This is a genomic window from Streptomyces sp. HSW2009, assembly GCF_040240285.1.
In the GTDB taxonomy this organism is placed as follows: domain Bacteria; phylum Actinomycetota; class Actinomycetes; order Streptomycetales; family Streptomycetaceae; genus Streptomyces.
The window spans coordinates 1-16,202 of sequence record NZ_JBEHZD010000125.1 but is presented as its reverse complement, the minus strand read 5'-3'; the positions used below and the strand labels follow the sequence as shown (position 1 = coordinate 16,202).

9 protein-coding genes and 1 pseudogene are annotated in these 16,202 nt (G+C 73.7%); 8 read left to right on the top strand and 2 right to left on the bottom strand.

Annotated features, from left to right (window positions below; genetic code table 11):
- The coding region (locus AAHZ94_RS12400) for a LamB/YcsF family protein (protein WP_349992892.1) at positions 1–717 on the bottom strand (717 nt) is incomplete at its 3' end.
- Positions 718–1,096: 379 nt separating this feature from the next.
- Here AAHZ94_RS12400 and AAHZ94_RS12395 point away from each other — a divergent pair.
- The 7 genes and pseudogenes from AAHZ94_RS12395 to AAHZ94_RS12365 all read left to right on the top strand — a co-directional run.
- Positions 1,097–1,837, top strand: a complete 741-nt coding sequence (locus tag AAHZ94_RS12395; RefSeq protein WP_349992891.1) for a GntR family transcriptional regulator — start codon at positions 1,097–1,099, stop codon at positions 1,835–1,837.
- Between the two features lie 279 nt (positions 1,838–2,116).
- Complete coding sequence (locus AAHZ94_RS12390; protein ID WP_349992890.1) at positions 2,117–2,827, top strand: DUF969 domain-containing protein; 711 nt, start codon at positions 2,117–2,119, stop codon at positions 2,825–2,827.
- On the top strand, positions 2,824–3,792 hold the full coding sequence (locus AAHZ94_RS12385) for a DUF979 domain-containing protein (RefSeq protein WP_349992889.1): 969 nt from the start codon (positions 2,824–2,826) through the stop codon (positions 3,790–3,792). The genes AAHZ94_RS12390 and AAHZ94_RS12385 overlap by 4 nt, the downstream gene beginning before the upstream one ends.
- 321 nt (positions 3,793–4,113) lie before the next feature.
- Positions 4,114–4,911, top strand: a complete 798-nt coding sequence (pcp, locus tag AAHZ94_RS12380) for a pyroglutamyl-peptidase I (RefSeq protein WP_349992888.1) — start codon at positions 4,114–4,116, stop codon at positions 4,909–4,911.
- Between the two features lie 55 nt (positions 4,912–4,966).
- Positions 4,967–6,499, top strand: a complete 1,533-nt coding sequence (locus tag AAHZ94_RS12375; protein ID WP_349992887.1) for a hypothetical protein — start codon at positions 4,967–4,969, stop codon at positions 6,497–6,499.
- 607 nt (positions 6,500–7,106) lie between these two features.
- Positions 7,107–7,985, top strand: a complete 879-nt coding sequence (locus tag AAHZ94_RS12370; protein WP_349992893.1) for a hypothetical protein — start codon at positions 7,107–7,109, stop codon at positions 7,983–7,985.
- 238 nt (positions 7,986–8,223) lie between these two features.
- Positions 8,224–12,954, top strand: a pseudogene (locus tag AAHZ94_RS12365) (hypothetical protein); the annotation flags it as partial.
- 915 nt (positions 12,955–13,869) lie between these two features.
- Here the strand turns inward: AAHZ94_RS12365 and AAHZ94_RS12360 are convergent.
- Positions 13,870–14,235, bottom strand: a complete 366-nt coding sequence (locus tag AAHZ94_RS12360) for a hypothetical protein (protein WP_349992885.1) — start codon at positions 14,233–14,235, stop codon at positions 13,870–13,872.
- Between the two features lie 349 nt (positions 14,236–14,584).
- Here AAHZ94_RS12360 and AAHZ94_RS12355 point away from each other — a divergent pair.
- Positions 14,585–16,202: sensor histidine kinase (locus AAHZ94_RS12355; protein WP_349992884.1), on the top strand; the 1,618-nt coding region annotated here is incomplete at its 3' end.

Genomic DNA, 16,202 nt, shown 5'->3' with positions numbered 1-16,202 from the left:
CGCCGCCGCGCCCGGGGTGTCGCCGTGCAGGCAAAGCGAGCGGGCGGACACGGCGACGTGTGTTCCCTCGATACTGGTCACGGCGCGCTGCACGGCGAGTGCCAATGACCGCTCGACCACCAGGTCCGGGTCCTCGATGACGGCGCCCGGTCTGGCGCGCGGCACCAGGGTGCCCTGCGCGGTGTAGGCCCGGTCGGCGAACGCCTCGCGCACGGCGGGCAGTCCGGCCTCGGAGGCCGCCGCGAGCAGCAGCGAACCCGGCAGGCCGAGCACGGGCAGCGGATCGGCCCCGGCCAGCCGCGCCCCCGCCACCACGGCCGCCGCCTGCTCGGCGTCGTGCCCACAGCGGTTGTAGAGCGCGCCGTGCGGCTTGACATAGGCCACCCGCGCCCCGGCGGCCCGTGCGAACACCTCCAACGCGCCTATCTGGTACGCGACTTCGTCCGTCAGCTCACGTGGCGGTACGTCCATCGCGCGCCGCCCGAAGCCCGCCAGGTCGCGGTAGGAGACCTGGGCCCCGATCACCACGCCGCGCTCGGCGGCCAGGTCGCAGACGCGCCGCATGGTCGACGGGTCGCCGCCGTGGAAGCCGCAGGCGACATTGGCGCTGGTGACGACGGAGAGCAGGGCGTCGTCGTCGGTCAGGTGCCAGCGGCCGAAGCCCTCCCCGAGATCGGCGTTGAGGTCGATCGCAGGGCGGTCCGCGTCGTCGGTCATGTCCGTCCGTTCGGGCAGGCGCGCCGTGCGGCGCGCGGCGTCGTGGCAAGAGCGGGCGCCGGGGTGTGGCGGTTGGTGCGCGGAGCAGAGCCGGGGATGACGGGCGGGCTCCACGCCGGCGACGCCAGGTGCCCCGCAGGGCGCGGGGCTTGGCGGCGTGCACCGGCCGACCCGCATCCGTAGAACTCTCCGCTGTCGCGCAGCCGGGCCGGCCGGCAGGCACTCAACGTAGACGATTGTTGAACGATCCGACAAGGGATTGTTGTGATGGGGGGTGCATCTCGGCTTGACTTCAGTCGCGCCGAGCCAGGCACCGGCGCGCTCAACAGGGCAGACGCGGCCATCGCACGATGGTCGCACCGGGTGAGGGAGAACGAGCGTGGCGAGCGGTGCGGACGAACGGCTCACGGCAGTGATCGACGTCTCCAGGCTGGAGACCGACCGACTGCTGCTCGGTCGCACGAGCACCGCGGAGCGGGTGGCCGACGTGCTGCGCGACCGCATTGCCGAAGGCTTCTTCCCGCCCGGCACCAAACTCTCCGAGGACAGCATCAAGGGGGCCCTCGGCATTTCGCGCAACACGCTCCGCGAGGCGTTCCGGCTGCTGACCCGCGAACGTCTGCTGGTGCATGAGCTCAACCGCGGAGTGTTCGTACGCATCGTGACGGTCGAGGACCTCATCGACATCTACCGGGTCCGCGCGCTGGTGGAGTGCGCGGCGGTGCGCGGCCTGGGCGAGCCCCCGTACGAGGGGGCGGTCGCCGGGGCGATGCGGGCGATCGAGGCGGCCGTGGTCGCCGGTGAGGAGGCCGCGCGGGGCCGCGCCTGGCAGGAGCTCTCCACCGCCAACATCCACTTCCACCAGGGCATCGTCGCACTGGCCGGCAGCCCGCGGATGAACGATCTCATGCGCGGCGTCTTCGCAGAACTGCGCCTGGTCTTCCACGTGATGGCCGATCCGCGCCGCTTCTACGCCCCCTACCTGCCGCGCAACCGGCAGGTCTGGGAGTCGCTTGAGGCGGGCCGGGCCGCCGAGGCCGAGTCCCTGCTCGCCGACTACCTGGCCGATTCCCGCGCCCAGCTCTCGGGGGCGTACGCCCAGCAGATGGCCACCGACTGACCCGCGTCGACCCGCTGCGGGGCCCGGCGGGCCGGACGGCTTCGGCCGCCGCGCGGGCCCCGTGGCGGGTGTCGTGGTGGGCTCCGTGACGGGCGCCGTGCGGGGAGCGCGCCGGCCGGATGCGGGTCGGCGCGGTCGCGTGGGCGAACGGACGGGTGGCGGTAGCACCTGGCCGATATGACTCGCATCTCTCAACCCCTTGTCGGATCGTTGAACAATCGCCTAGCCTCCCGTTCACTCTCCTCACGCCTCGTGGGGTCCCACGCGGAAGGCGGACGCATGCTCGTTCTCCTGGGCGTCCTCGTGGTGGTGATCGGATTCGCCACTCGACGCAACCCCCTCCTGGTCGTAGGGGTGGCCGGCATCGTGACCGGCCTGCTCGGCGGCCTCTCACCGCGCGAAGTGCTCGCCGCCTTCGGCGACGGCTTCGCCTCCAGCCGGGCAGTGACGATCTTCGCCATCACCCTGCCCGTCATCGGCCTCCTGGAGCGCTACGGCCTCCAGGAACAGGCCCGCACCCTGATCGCCAGGTTCACCAAACTCACCACGGGGCGCTTCCTCGCCCTCTACCTCCTGCTGCGCCAGGTCACCGCCGCACTCGGCCTGGTCAGCGTCTGCGGACCCGCGCAGACGGTGCGCCCGCTGGTGGCGCCGATGGCCGAGGGCGCCGCCGAACGCGCCCACGGGCCGCTGACCGAAAAGGCCCGCGAGAAGGTGCGCTCCTTCTCCGCGAGCGCCGACAACGTGGGCCTGTTCTTCGGCGAGGACGTCTTCCTCGCCGTCGGCTCCATCCTGCTGATCACCGGCTTTGTGAACACCACCTACGACACCCACCTGGAACCCCTGCACCTGGCGCTGTGGGCGATCCCCACCGCGATCTGCGCCTTCGTCGTACACGGCTGGCGACTGCTGCGCCTGGACCGCCAACTGGAACGCGAACTGCTCCTCGCGGGCGCCGCCGAGCCGACCGCCAAGGAGACCACGAAGTGATCAAGGCAGAGTGGTTCTACTGGCTCGTCGGCGCCATCTTCCTCGTCATGGCCGCGCAGATGATCACCGACCGCACGAACCCCAAGCGGGTGGGCACAGCGGCGTTCTGGGGCCTGATCGGTGCGGGCTTCATCTACAGCTCCTGGGTCGCTGAGGACCGCGCACCGGCCGAGCCGCTGGGCGTCGCCGTGCTGGCGATGGCCGCCCTCGCGGGCTTCGGCTTCACCGGGCGCGGCACCGTACGCACCACCACCGGCGCGGAGCGCACCGCGAGCGCCGCACGCCTCGGCAACCGGCTCTTCGTACCCGCACTCACCATCCCGCTGGTCGCGATGGCGTGCGCGGTCGGCGTGAAGAAGCTGTCCATCGGCGGCGAGCCCGTGCTGCAAAAGGGCAGCGAGACCATCCTCGGGCTCGGCATCGGCGCCATCGTCGCGCTGGGCGTGGGCATGGTGATGCTGCGCGAGAAGCGGATCACCACCCCCGTGCACGCCGGGCGTTCGATGCTGGAGGCGATGGGCTGGGCGATGCTGCTGCCGCAGATGCTCGCCACCCTCGGCACCATCTTCTCCGTCTCGGGCGTGGGCGAGGAGGTCGGCGAGATCACCACCAAGGTGCTGCCGGAGGACTCGCTCTACCTGGCCGTGGCCGTGTACTGCGTCGGCATGTTCCTCTTCACCGTGATCATGGGCAACGCGTTCGCCGCCTTCCCCGTGATGACCGCGGCGGTCGGCTGGCCGGTCCTGGTGGAACAGGCCGACGGCAACGCCGCGGCGGTCCTCGCCATCGGCATGCTGGCCGGCTTCTGCGGCACCCTCGTCACGCCGATGGCCGCCAACTTCAACATCGTGCCCGCCGCGCTGCTTGAGCTGAAGGACCAGTACGGGCCGATCAAGGCACAACTGCCCACCGCCGTCGTGCTCCTCGGCTGCAACATCGCGATCATGTCCGCGGTGGCCTTCTGACCCGCCGCCGCCCCGCCGTCCCGTCGGTTCGTCGGGCCGTTCTACGCTGACGGCTCGACCCGACCGGTCGCGACGGCTGATCGATCCTGACTGCTGATCGTTCATGGCGACTGACCGTTCTTGACGACTGACCGGTCCCGCCGGCTGCCCGGCCCCGGAGGCTGTCCGGTCCCGGCGCCCGGCCGGGCCGGGCCCGGGGCGGACCGCTGCTATCGCGTCCGCCCAGCCGTCGCCGGGCCGCAGCCGCCCGCGCCGAGCCCCAGCGAAACCCACCGCCCCGGCACCCCACTCACCCCACCACCGATCAGCGAGGCAGGCCCCATGTCCTCTTCCCCTTCCCCGACAGAGCCGCAGCCCGTCCCGTCCGCAACGACCCCGCCCCGTACCGGCGACGACGCCGCGACCGCTGCGGGCGCCGCTCGTACGGCTGCGGGCGCCGCGGGCCAGCAGGCCGCGGGGGAGGGCGGGGCCAGGCCGCGGCGCGTCCTGCTGACCGGGTTCGAACCCTTCGGCGGCGAGACGGTCAACCCCTCGTGGTCGGCGGTACGGCAGGCCGCCGCGCAGCCGCTGCCCGACGTGGAGTGGAGCACGGCCGAGTTGCCCTGCGTCTTCGGCGCCGCCATCGACGCGCTGCGCGAGGCGATCGACGCGACCGAGCCCGACGTGGTGCTGTGCGTCGGACAGGCGGGCGGACGTCCGGACGTGACCGTCGAACGCCTGGCGGTCAACGTGGATGACGCGCGCATTCCCGACAATGCGGGCGGGCAGCCGATCGACGAACCGGTCGTGCCCGGCGGTCCCGCCGCCTACTTCGCCGCCCTGCCGATCACGGCGTGCGGGGCCGCGGCCCGCACCGCGGGGGCCCCGGCCAGCGTGTCGCAGACGGCCGGAACCTTCGTCTGCAACCACGTCTTCTACGGGCTCATGCACCTCATCGCCACCGAACGCCCCGCGCTGCGCGGCGGCTTCGTACACGTCCCGTTCGCGCCCGAGCAGGTGCCGGACGGCAGCGCCCCCGCCCTCGCGGTGGCCGACAGCGCCGTGGCCCTGCGCGCCATCGCCGCCACGGCCGCCGCCGGCACACCGGAGCTGCGCGCCGTGGGCGGTGCCACGCACTGACCGGCCCTCCGCGCCGTTTCGTCCGTTGTCAGTGGGACCGCCTACGCTGTGCGACGTGACTTCTCCATCCCCCGGGGCCGCTCCGCCCCAGCTCAGTGGCGTGTCGAGGCCAGCCCCTGGCCCGGCGGCCGATGAGGGCCTGGCCCGGCGGCTGCGTGCGCTCGCCTGCACCGCGCCGCTGCACGACCTCGACGTGCGCAAGGCCAACCTGGCGGGGGAGTACGGCGGGTACGCGATGGCGGAGGTGGCGCTCGCCGCGATCGACCTGGTCACCCTCACCATGGACTTCGACACGGGCGCCGACCACGAGCAGATAGTGGCGAGGCTGCTGCCCCGCGTCGCGGCCCAGGCACCCGGCCGGCCCGCCGCCGAGCACGAGCGGGTGGCCCGCTGGGTGCTGGAGAGCCTGATCAACGTCGGCAGCGTGGACCGTGGCTTCCGCGCGGTGTACGGCACGTTCGGCCCGGACGGCCGTTACGTCCGCAGGGACTACGACTTCAAACTCATCGAAGAGGTCCCGGGCCCCGGCGGCACGGTCTATCTGCGCACCACCGACGAGGCGGTGAACGTCCTGGTCGGCGCCCTGGACACGGACGTCACCAGCGCCCAGATCGCAGCCGAGGTCAAGCTGGAGGTGCTGATCAGCCGCGGCCGGCTCGCCGACGCCCAACTCGCCGCGGAGCAGGCCCGTTACCGCACCGTGCAGTACGCCGAAACCCTCCGCAAGACGCTGGAGGCCACCCGGCGCAACGTGCGCGCCGTCGACTGGTTGCGCGCGGTCCCGGACATGATCGCCGAGGCGCTCGACCACATCGCCGAGCGGTACCGGCACGAGAACGCGATCCTCACCAACATCCGCAAGGCCCGTGACGAGGCGGTCGACCAGCGCGGCCCCGACCACAAGCGGCAGGCCGCCGAGCTGGTGGACATCGTCAAGGACTGCATCCGGCGCCACACGCAGTTGCAGTCCCGGCTGCTGGACGCCGGCCCGATGTTCCGCGCCGAGCAGGACCGGCAGGCGTTCGCGCCCCCCGCGGCGCGCGCCGGCATCGACCTGTACGGCCAGCTCGTCGCCCCGCTGCTGCCGCTGCCCGTGGAGCGCGCCATCCGGGTCACCGACGCCTTCTTCGCGCGCGGCACCGGGCTGCGCACCCCCACTTCGGTACGGGTCGGCGACCTCGTCGACCTGCTGCTGACGCCCCCCGTGGAGCGCGCGCACCTCGGCGCCGAGATGCCCGAGCCCGACCTGATCGCCACCCCCGACGACAACCGGTTCAGCGAAGAGCAGCTCGCCTCGGCCATGGACCTGCTCGACCTGTCGCCCGAGGCGCCGCGCCGGCTCTCCGGGCTGCTCGCCGAGGCCCGCCGGCGCGATCCCGCCCTGCCGTACCTGGTCGCCCTGCTCGCGGTGCACGCCGCGAGCCCCCCGGTCGGCACGGCCTACCGGCAGGGTGAGCAGCGGCTGTTGTTCGCGGTGGACGACGGCACCGAGTTGGACGACCCCGAGTTCGGCGGCGCCGACCTCATCGTCGGCACCGCCCTGCTGGACGCCGCCGGCATGGCCGCCGACCGCACGGAGGTGGCGTGATGCCTCCCGTGCCGTACGCCGCGGGCGCCCGGGGCTCCCGTTCGCCCGTCATGCCCTCACCGCACCGCCTCGCGCGGGCGGGCGCGCACCTGCCCGCACACTGGCCCGCGCGCCCGCCCCTGCGAGGCGGCGACCTGCCGGCCTCCCCGTGGCGCGGCGCCCCGGGAGCGCTCCCGCGCCCCGCCCGGGCGCGCCGAGCCCGCACCACACCGCCCGCCCCGCCCGCGATGCACTGCCCGCCGCAGGGGCCGCCCCCAACGCCGTACGACCCCAGCCACCAGCACGGCGCGCACCGGTACGGCCCCCACCGGCACCTCGCGTACCGAGACCCTGCGCGCCGGCCCGCCACGCACGGGGGGCACACCCCCCACCCATCGCCGCCGTCCGCCACACCGCGTACCAGACCCCCGGTGCGCCGCATGCCCACCACGCGCCGTACGCCCCCGGCAGCGGCCGGCCACCGCGTGCCGGTGCCGCCCGTACCGCACCGCCGTACCGCCGAGACTAGCCACTTCGAGGAGCAGCGACCGTGACCGAACACCGCGTCGACGACGGCGCACAGCCGGGCCGCGAACGCCCGTCGGGCACGGACGACCAGGGACGCGCCGTGGCCGGTGGCCAGCAGTCGGGCCCCGCGGCCCCGGCCGCCGTCACCCCGGCCGACGCCGCCGACGCCGCGCGCCTGGTGGCCTTCGGGCTCCAGCCCAAGCTGTTGCCGGCCCGCGACCTCGAATACGCCGAGCTGTTGCGCCGACACCGCGAGGACCCGGCCTTCGCGCGGCTCGCCGACGCCGTGGCGGCCGGGCTCGGGCTCGTCGTGCTCGAAGTGTCCACCCGCGCCGGCATGGCGCTCACCGCGGCCGAGGACTCCGTCTTCGCCGTCCGCATGGGCGACTACGCCAAGCGGGCAGCGCCCGACTCGGCCGACCGCTTCCTGCACGGGCTCGCCCACCTCGCCGTCGCCGCGATGGCCTTCCCGCGCCCCGAAGACCTGGCCGACGACGGCTACATCGGCCGCGTCACCGTCAACGGGATCGACGGCTTCGTCCGCCAGGCGTGCCGCCGGCTGGAGGAGCGGGCCGCGGAGACCGGCGAGAACACCGACCCCGCCACCGACACACCGGGCCTCGAAGCCGCCTGGCGGGTGTACGCACGGCGCAGCGCCACCGGTGCCACCAAGGACGCCAGACGGCTGGCCGGCTCCACCACCGGCATCGTCGGCAAGGCCGTCGCCTTCCTCGTCGACTCCGGCTTCCTCCAGCGCACCGGCGACGACGCGGGCGGCACCTACCGCACCACCGCCCGCTACCAGCTCCAGGTCCGCGACATGGCCGGCAACGCCGCCATGGCCGAACTGCTTGAGCTGGGCGTCGTCCCGGTCGGCGACGGCAGCGCCACCCTGTTGCCGCCGCCCGACGGCGCCGACCTCGACCTGGTCGCCGACGCCGGCCTGCCGTTCTACGCCGACCACGGCGGCCCGTCCTGACCGCACGCCGCCCCGGGCCCGGCCGCCGCCCCACCCCACCGGGGCACGGCCGCAGCCCGGCCTCCGCACGAACACCCCCGTAGGGCGCCCACACGGCGGGCACGCGCGTACGAGATTCCGCGTACGGGCCGTCCGCCGCCGGCGCGCCCTACCGACCGCGCACCGCCCCGTGCCCCCGCCGGCACCGCCCCCGCAACCCGCCCGACCCCATCCGCCCACCACACCACGAGAGTCCGCCATGTACGAGCTGTCCCGGGTCCGCCTCTACTCCATCGGGCCAGCCGGTGCGCGCTACGCCGACACCGTGCTCGACCTGCGCGGAGTCGGCGAACCGGTGCCCAGCCCCGCGCCCGCCCAGGCGGAGTTCTTCCAGGAAGAGCCCACCGGCCCGCCCCGCAGGCCCGCGCCCGCCGGCGTGCTGTTCCTGGAGAACGGCGGCGGCAAGTCCGTCCTGCTCAAGCTGATCTTCTCGGTCATGCTCCCCGGACACCGCAACACCCTGGGCGGAGCCAGCTCCGGCGTGCTCCGCAAGTTCCTGCTCGCCGACGACTGCGGACACGTCGCGCTGGAGTGGCAGCACACGGTCACCGGCGAGACCGTCGTCGTCGGCAAGGTCAGCGAGTGGCGCGGGCGCCAGGTCTCCAACGACCCGCGCAAGTTCGCCGAAGCCTGGTACTCCTTCCGCCCGGGGCCCGGGCTCAGCCTGGACTCGCTGCCGGTGGCCGAGTCCACCGCGGTGCGCCCGCTGGTGGACGGCCTCCTGCGGCCCGAGACCTCGGGCGCGTCCGGGGCCCGCGGCCGGCGCCGCACCATGAAGGGCTTCCGCGACGCCCTCACCGACGCCGGCAAGGCGTACCCGCACCTCGAAGTGGCCTGGGAAGAGATCCACGAACGCTGGAACGAACACCTCGGCGACCTCGGACTCGACCCCGAACTCTTCCGCTACCAGCGGGAGATGAACGCCGACGAGGGCGAGGCCGCCGGCCTCTTCGCGGTCAAGAACGACTCCGACTTCACCGACCTGCTGCTGCGCGCCGTCACCGACACCCGCGACACCGACGGGCTGGCCGACCTCGTCCACGGCTTCGCCCACAAGCTGGGCCGCCGGGCCGAACTCACCGCCGAGCGCGACTTCACGGCCGGCTCGCTCGACCTACTGACCCGGATCAGCGAGGCGGCCGACCACCGAGCCCAGGCCCGCGGCGTGCACGCCGGGGCCGAGCGGCGCACCCGCGGCCTGGCCCAGCGGCTCATCGCCCGCGGCACCGAGGAGCGGGCCCGCGCGGCCGACCTCGCCCACCAGGTCACCACCGCGGCCCACGCCGTGACCGAGGCCGACCGGGCGCGCGGTGACAGCTCCCTGATCGCTGCCGAACTCGCCTACCGACACGCCTCGTTGGCGCTGTCCGCCGCCGAGAAGGGCGCCGCCGCCCAGCGTCGCGAGCTGGCCGACGCCAGGACGCTGCACGCCGCCTGGCAAGCGGCCGAGACGGTGCTGCGGCACCGGGCAGCCGCCGACCGCTCGCTCCGGGTGGCCGCCGCGATCCGCGAGGCCGAGCGGGACGCGGCGCCCGCACTCGCCGCCCGCGCCAAGGCCGCCGGCGAACTGGTCCGCGCCCTGCACGCGGCGGCCGAACGCGGCGAGCACCTCGCGGCCGAGGAAGAAGAACGCTCGGCCGCCCTCCAGGCCGTCGGCGAGGCGGCGCACGGCGACGCGACCGCCGCCGCCACCGCGGCCCAACGGGCCCGCAGCGAGACCGAGCACCTGCGCCAGCGCCTGACCGAGGTCGAACAGGAGACGGCCGACGCGGTCCGGGCCGGCTGGCTCGACGACTCCGCCCCGGACGCCGACCCGGCCCGCGCCGCGCTCACCGCGAGCGACGCCGAGAAAACCGCCGTGGCCGCCTGGGAGAGCGCCCGCGCCCACGCCACGGCTACCGCCGAACGCGCCCGCGCCGCCAGCGCGGAACACAGCCGCGCCGAACTCGCCGCGGCCCGCGCCACCGACGCCGTACGCGCCGCCGAATCCGGCTACGACGCCGAACGACGCACCGCCGAAACCCTCGGCACCGAGCCCCGACTCGTCGAACTCCTCGGCCTGCCGGGAGCGGCCACCGCGGCACCGGACCAAGCCGCAGGCACAGCCGCTGCCACAGCCGCGGACGCGCAGCCGCCGGCCGCAGCCGGTACGGCCCCGGACGGCGTGCTCAGCGCGGACGAACTCGACCGCAACGCGGACGCCCTGCGCGAACTGCTGGAGGACAGCGTCGCCGGCGCGGAGCGCCAACTCTTCGAACTGCGCACGGCAGCCGCCGACGACGCCCGCATCCTGGGCGCCCTGGGCGACGGCGGACTGCTGCCCCCCGGCCCCGACGTGCTGGCCACCGTCGAGTACCTCGGCGAACACGGCATCCCCGCACTCCCCGGCTGGCGCTACCTGGCACAGGCCGTCGACCCGGCCGACCACGCGGCAGTGCTCGCCGCCCGCCCCGAGCTGGTGGACGGCGTCATCATCACCGACCCCGCCACGCACGCCCGCGCCCGCGAGGTGCTCGGCTCGGCCTCCCTGCTGCCCCGCTCCGCCGTCGCCGTCGGCACCTCGGCCGCCCTCCTGGCCCCCACCCCGGGGCCGGCCGCCACCGACGGCGCCGTCTTCCTCGTACCGCCGAACCCGGCCATGCACGACGAGCGGGCCGCCGACGACGAGCGGCAGGCGCTCCGCGGCCGGGCCATCGCCCGCGACGAGGACATCCGCGCGCTGGCCAGCCGACTGGCCGGCGACCGTGCCCTGGCCGCCCGGCTCGCGTCCTGGCGCACCGGCTGCCCGCCGGGGCGGCTCGCCGAACTGGCCGCAGCGACCACCACGGCCCAGCAGACAGCCGAGACCGCACGCCAGGAACTCGCCGCGGCCCAGGTCGAACGCGCCGAGGCCGACGAACTGGCGGCCGAGGCGGCCCGGGTCCGCGACGAACGCCAGGAAGCGGCCCAGCACGCCCGCCGCGCCGCCGACGCACTGGTCGGCCTCGCCCACCGGCTGCGCCAGCGCACCACCTGGCAGACCCGGCTGCGCGAACTCGCCGACGAGGCGGCCGAGGCCGAGGAACGGGCCGCCGCCTGCGTGGACCGGGCGCGCGCCGCCGACGAGGACCGCAGGGCCGCCCAGCGCGCCGCCGACGACGCACACCGCACGGCCCGCGCGCTGCGCGCCGAGCGCGCCGAGATCGCCGGCGCTCCCGACGACGCACCGGGCGAGACCGCCGGACCCGAAGCGGACACCACGGCCACACCGACCGCCTCCCTGCCCGCCCTGCGCGAGGCGTACCGGGCCGCGTCGCAGTTGTACGAGAAGGTCGGCGTGGGCGCCGACCTGCGCGCCGAGCAGGCCCGCGCGGAAAGCGACGAAAGCACGGCCCTCGCCGCGCTCGAACGCCTCACCAACAAGGTCCGCACCCGCGCGGCCCACCTCCTGGAGAGCACGGAGGGCGCCGACGGCCCATCCCGCCAGGCCGCAGCCGCCCGCGCCGAATCGCTGGTCCAGATGCTGGAGTCGCGCACGTCGGCCGCCAGTGAACAACTGGGCCGGCTCCGCGGCGAAGCCGAGCGGCACGCCCCGGCCGACGGCGAGGCCCACACCGAACTCCCCGAGGATCTGGTGCCGGCCGACGCGGAACAGGCCAAGGAGTCGCTGCGCACCGCCACCGGCGAGCTGAACGCCCGCACGGAGGCGCTGGAGACCGCGCGCACCGTGCACGCCGAACTGCTCCGCGCCCACCGGGCCGCCGAGGACGCCGCAGGCGGCTTCGAGGAGACCGGGGCCCTGCTGCGCGACCTCATCCGGGGCTCGGCGACCGAGGAGCCCGAGCACCCGCGCGGTAGCGACGAGGAGACGGCCGAACCCGAGCCGTACGCCGGCACGCTCGAACAGGCCCGCCACCACGCGGCCGAGGCCCGCCGCTCCCTGCGCGGCTGCGCCACCGACCTGTCGGCGGCCGACGGCGCCGTCCGCGAGGCGTGCGACGTCCTGGTGCGCCACGCCAACGCCACCCGCTACGAGCAGGTGCGCACCCCGGCCAGGCAGCAGATCAGGGAACTGCCGGCGGCGGCACTGCCCGAGCACGCCGCGGCCTGGGCGGACGCGTTCGCGCCCCGGCTGCGCGTGCTGACCGACGAACTGGCCCAGTTGGAGCGCAACCGGGACAGCATCGTGGACCGGCTGCGCGGACTGGTCGACTCCTGTCTGGCCACGCTGCGCTCCGCCCAGCGCCTGTCGCGGCTGCCGGAGGGGCTGGGGGAGTGGTCGGGGCAGGAGTTCCTGCGCATCCGCTTCGACGACCCGGACCAGGCGACGCTGACCGAACGCCTCGGCGAGGTCATCGACGAGGCCACCAGGGCCGCCGTGCGCAAGAACTCCGACCTGCTCAGGGACGGCATGTCGCTGCTGCTGCGCGGCGTGCACGCGGCCCTGCTGCCGCGCGGGGTGGCCGTGGAGATCCTCAAGCCCGATGCGGTGCTGCGCGCCGAGCGGGTGCCGGTCGGTCAGATGGGCGACGTGTTCTCCGGCGGCCAACTCCTCACCGCGGCGATCGCCCTGTACTGCACGATGGCCGCGCTGCGCAGCAACGACCGGGGCCGCGACAAGCACCGCCATGCGGGCACGCTGTTCCTCGACAACCCGATCGGCCGGGCCAACGCGACGTACCTGCTGGAGCTCCAGCGCGCCGTCGCCGACGCGCTCGGGGTGCAACTCCTCTACACCACCGGCCTCTTCGACACCACGGCCCTGGCCGAGTTCCCGCTGGTCATCCGGTTGCGCAACGACGCCGACCTACGGGCCGGGCTGAAGTACATCAGCGTCGAGGAGCACCTGCGGCCCGGCCTGCCCCAGGCGGAGGACGGCGCGGAGCAGGGGCACGGCGAGATCACCGCCACCCGGATGTTCCGCCGCCCCGAGGCGGAGCCGGTGGCGCCCGTACAACAGCGGGTCCCGGCGGCCAAGCCGGCCGCGGCGGCCCTGCCCACGGCCGCTTCGCCTGGTGCGGCCGACTCGACTGCCCCGCGCGGTCCGGCCGATCCGGCTGTCCCACAGGGTGCGGCCGACTCGACCTCGCCGCACGGTCCGGCCGACCAGGCCACCCCACATGGCCCCACCGACCCGGCGGACCCCACAGACCCCACAGACCCCACCGACCCGGCTCACCACGCCAGCGAGCCCGCCGGCCCAGCACCCAGCAGCGCTGGACTCGCACCCGAGTCCACCCCCGCGCCCACCGGGCCCGCGTCCGAGGAGCCGGGCGGCCCGGAGCGAACCCACCAAGGGTGACCGTGCGGTAGGCCGGTTCGCCGCCCGCCCGCCCGCGCGCCGGGCAGGACCGGACGAGGGGCCGCACGGGGCCGTACGAGAGGGCCGTACGACACCACCTCGTACGGCCCCTCGTGTCCTGCTGCCCCGCTCCGCCCCGCGTCCCAACCAGCGCCCGCCCCCTCGACATCCCGCGGCACCCGCACAGAAGCAATGGGGGGATAGGGGAGATTCCTCGCTATCCGCTCCAGCGGAATTTCGCCCGCGCGTGGGCGTGCGAAGTGGCTGGTATGAGGCCGTTTGAAGGGGGGAATCACCGCGTACTGATAGAGCTCCGAGCCTCAGGCGCGGCGGCGACGTCCGAGCGGCACGCTCCGCGGATCGCCGTGACGGGCGGCCTATCGCCCCACCTCACGCCGCGCTGCGGGCCCGACGCGCCCAGCTACCGGCAACCACCAGGGCGTTCAACCTTCAGGCGCGACCCGTGCGCGCCAAAGCCTGCTGGCGTCCCCGTGGCGGACCCACCGGGCCGCGGCGGGGATGCCGCAGCGGCACCGCAGGTGAACAGTGTGTGAAAAACCGAGCTCAGACGCCGGACAGCCGACCCGGCCTGCGAGGCCGCCGCAGCGTCCGTGCCGAGCTGCTGGGCGCCGAAACCACCCCGTGCCGCTGCCGCCACACCTGCCGAGTCACCCACACGTCCAGCACCCCCCAGGTCGCCGCCACGGTGCTGGCTATGGAGCTGAGCACCATGGGAAGCGCGAACCAGGAGTCCGTGAGCGTGCACAGCACCGCCACCATTGCCTGGACCAGCGTGAACGCGATGATGAGCACGGCTCGTACGGCCGCCGTGCGCACCGGATCGGGCAGCCGCAGACGCCGTGCGGGCTCCTCCGTCCACAGCGAATATGGACGCTCGTACGGGATGTCGCGATTCTTTTCCATCAACATCTCCCCCTCCCCTGAGGTGCCCGGATTGAGTGGTTCCGAAAAGAGGGACATCGGCCGTAATCCACCCAGGCTTCCCCTCGGATCACGTACGACGATGAACGAAGGTTCCCGGAGGTCCGCGCGTTTCCAGCCACCCTACGTTGGCAGGGTTCTGCCATCCGTGGGAGCGCGATCCCTGGCCTGTGGGTTGAAAAGTCGGGGCAACAGCGGACAACTCATGATCAAGGGCGCACCTGATGTGCTGTCAACGGCTGGACGTGTCTTCGAGTTGGTCACGCGGCAGTAGTAGGCTCGCGCCGCTTGTTGTCGGAACATCCCCCGCGTCTGCGGGGTTGACGTTAGGGAGGCCATGCGCTTTCGCGGTAAGTCGATCCGCCGGAAGATCGTGGCGCTGTTGCTGGTGCCGCTTGTCTCACTGACGGCAATCTGGGCCTTCGCTACAGTGATCACCAGTCGTGAGGCCATCCAGCTGATGGACGCGGCCGATGTCATCGACAAGGTCGGTGCGCCGGCAGAGGACGCGGTGCAGGCCATCCAGAAGGAGCGTCGACAGACGCTCATCTACCTCGCAGATCGCAATTCCAGCGCCCTCGCCCAGCTACGCGAGCGGCAGCACAATACGGACACGGTCCTGGACAAGCTGCGCGACAACGCGGGCAGCGAGGACACGCGTGACAGCATGAACTCCGACTCGGAGCGACAGCTCGCCACGTTCCTCGACAGCACCAAGGGCCTGGACGCGCTGCGCAGCAAGGTGGAGAACAACTCCATCAGCCGCAGCAGCGCGTTCGAGAAGTACAACTTCCTCGTGGACGGCGTCTACAACTTCCGTTACGCCCTGCACACGGTGCCCAACGCCGACATCGACAAGCACGGTCGCGCCATCGTCGCGATGATCCGTGCACGTGAGGCGCTGGCCCGGGAGGACGCCCTGTACATCGCGGGCGTCACGGCCAAGCGGATCAGTTGGCAGGACCTGCGGAAGATGTCGGACCTGCGCGCCGAGCGGGACCTGATCTACACCACCAACCTTCCGGTGCTGCCGGCGCACGAGCAGAAGATCATCCAGGACTATCGACAGACGTCCCCCGCCCCCGAGGCGCTGTACAACGTCGAGAACGCCATCCAGAACGCGGGCCCCGAGCGCACCATCGAGGTGGTGGACCGCAAGCGCTGGGAGGCCGCGGTCAACCCGTCGCTCGACGACTACGACAGCCTCGGCAAGCAGTACACCAAGCGGTACAAGGACGACGTCGTGAGCCCCGAGGCCACCCGCGTCCTGCTCCGCGCGGGCGCCGCCGGTGTGCTCGGCTTCCTCGCCCTGCTCGCCTCGCTGTTCGTCTCCATCCGCATCGGTCGGGCCCTCATCCGCGACCTCCAGCGCCTCCGCAAGGACGCCCACGAGGTCTCCGGAGTCCGATTGCCCAGCGTCATGCGCCGGCTCGCCGCGGGTGAGCAGGTCGACGTCGAGGCCGAGGCACCCCGCCTGGAGTACGGCGGGGACGAGATGGGCCAGGTGGGCCAGGCCCTCAACACCCTCCAGCGCGCGGCCATCGAGGCCGCGGTCAAGCAGGCCGACATGCGGCGCGGCGTCTCCGAGGTGTTCGTCAACCTCGCCCGCCGTCACCAGGTCCTGCTGCACCGCCAGCTCACCCTCCTCGACGCGATGGAACGTCGCACCGAGGACACCGACGAGCTCGCCGACCTGTTCCGCCTGGACCACATGACCACCCGCATGCGGCGACACGCCGAGGGCCTGGTCATCCTCTCCGGCGCGGCACCCTCCCGGCAGTGGCGCAAGCCCATCCAGCTCATGGACGTGGTCCGCGCGGCGGTCGCCGAGGTCGAGGACTACGAGCGAATAGAGGTGCGTCGACTGCCGCGACTGGCCGTCAACGGCCCCGCGGTCGCCGACCTCACCCACCTCATCGCCGAACTGCTGGAGAACGCCGCCGTCTTCTCACCCC

Coding starts and splice junctions, on each gene's coding strand:
- AAHZ94_RS12390 (WP_349992890.1), top strand. CDS start 2,117: ATGCTCGTTCTCCTGGGCGTCCTCGTGGTGGTGATCGGATTCGCCACT.
- pcp (WP_349992888.1), top strand. CDS start 4,114: ATGTCCTCTTCCCCTTCCCCGACAGAGCCGCAGCCCGTCCCGTCCGCA.
- AAHZ94_RS12360 (WP_349992885.1), bottom strand. CDS start 14,235: ATGTTGATGGAAAAGAATCGCGACATCCCGTACGAGCGTCCATATTCG.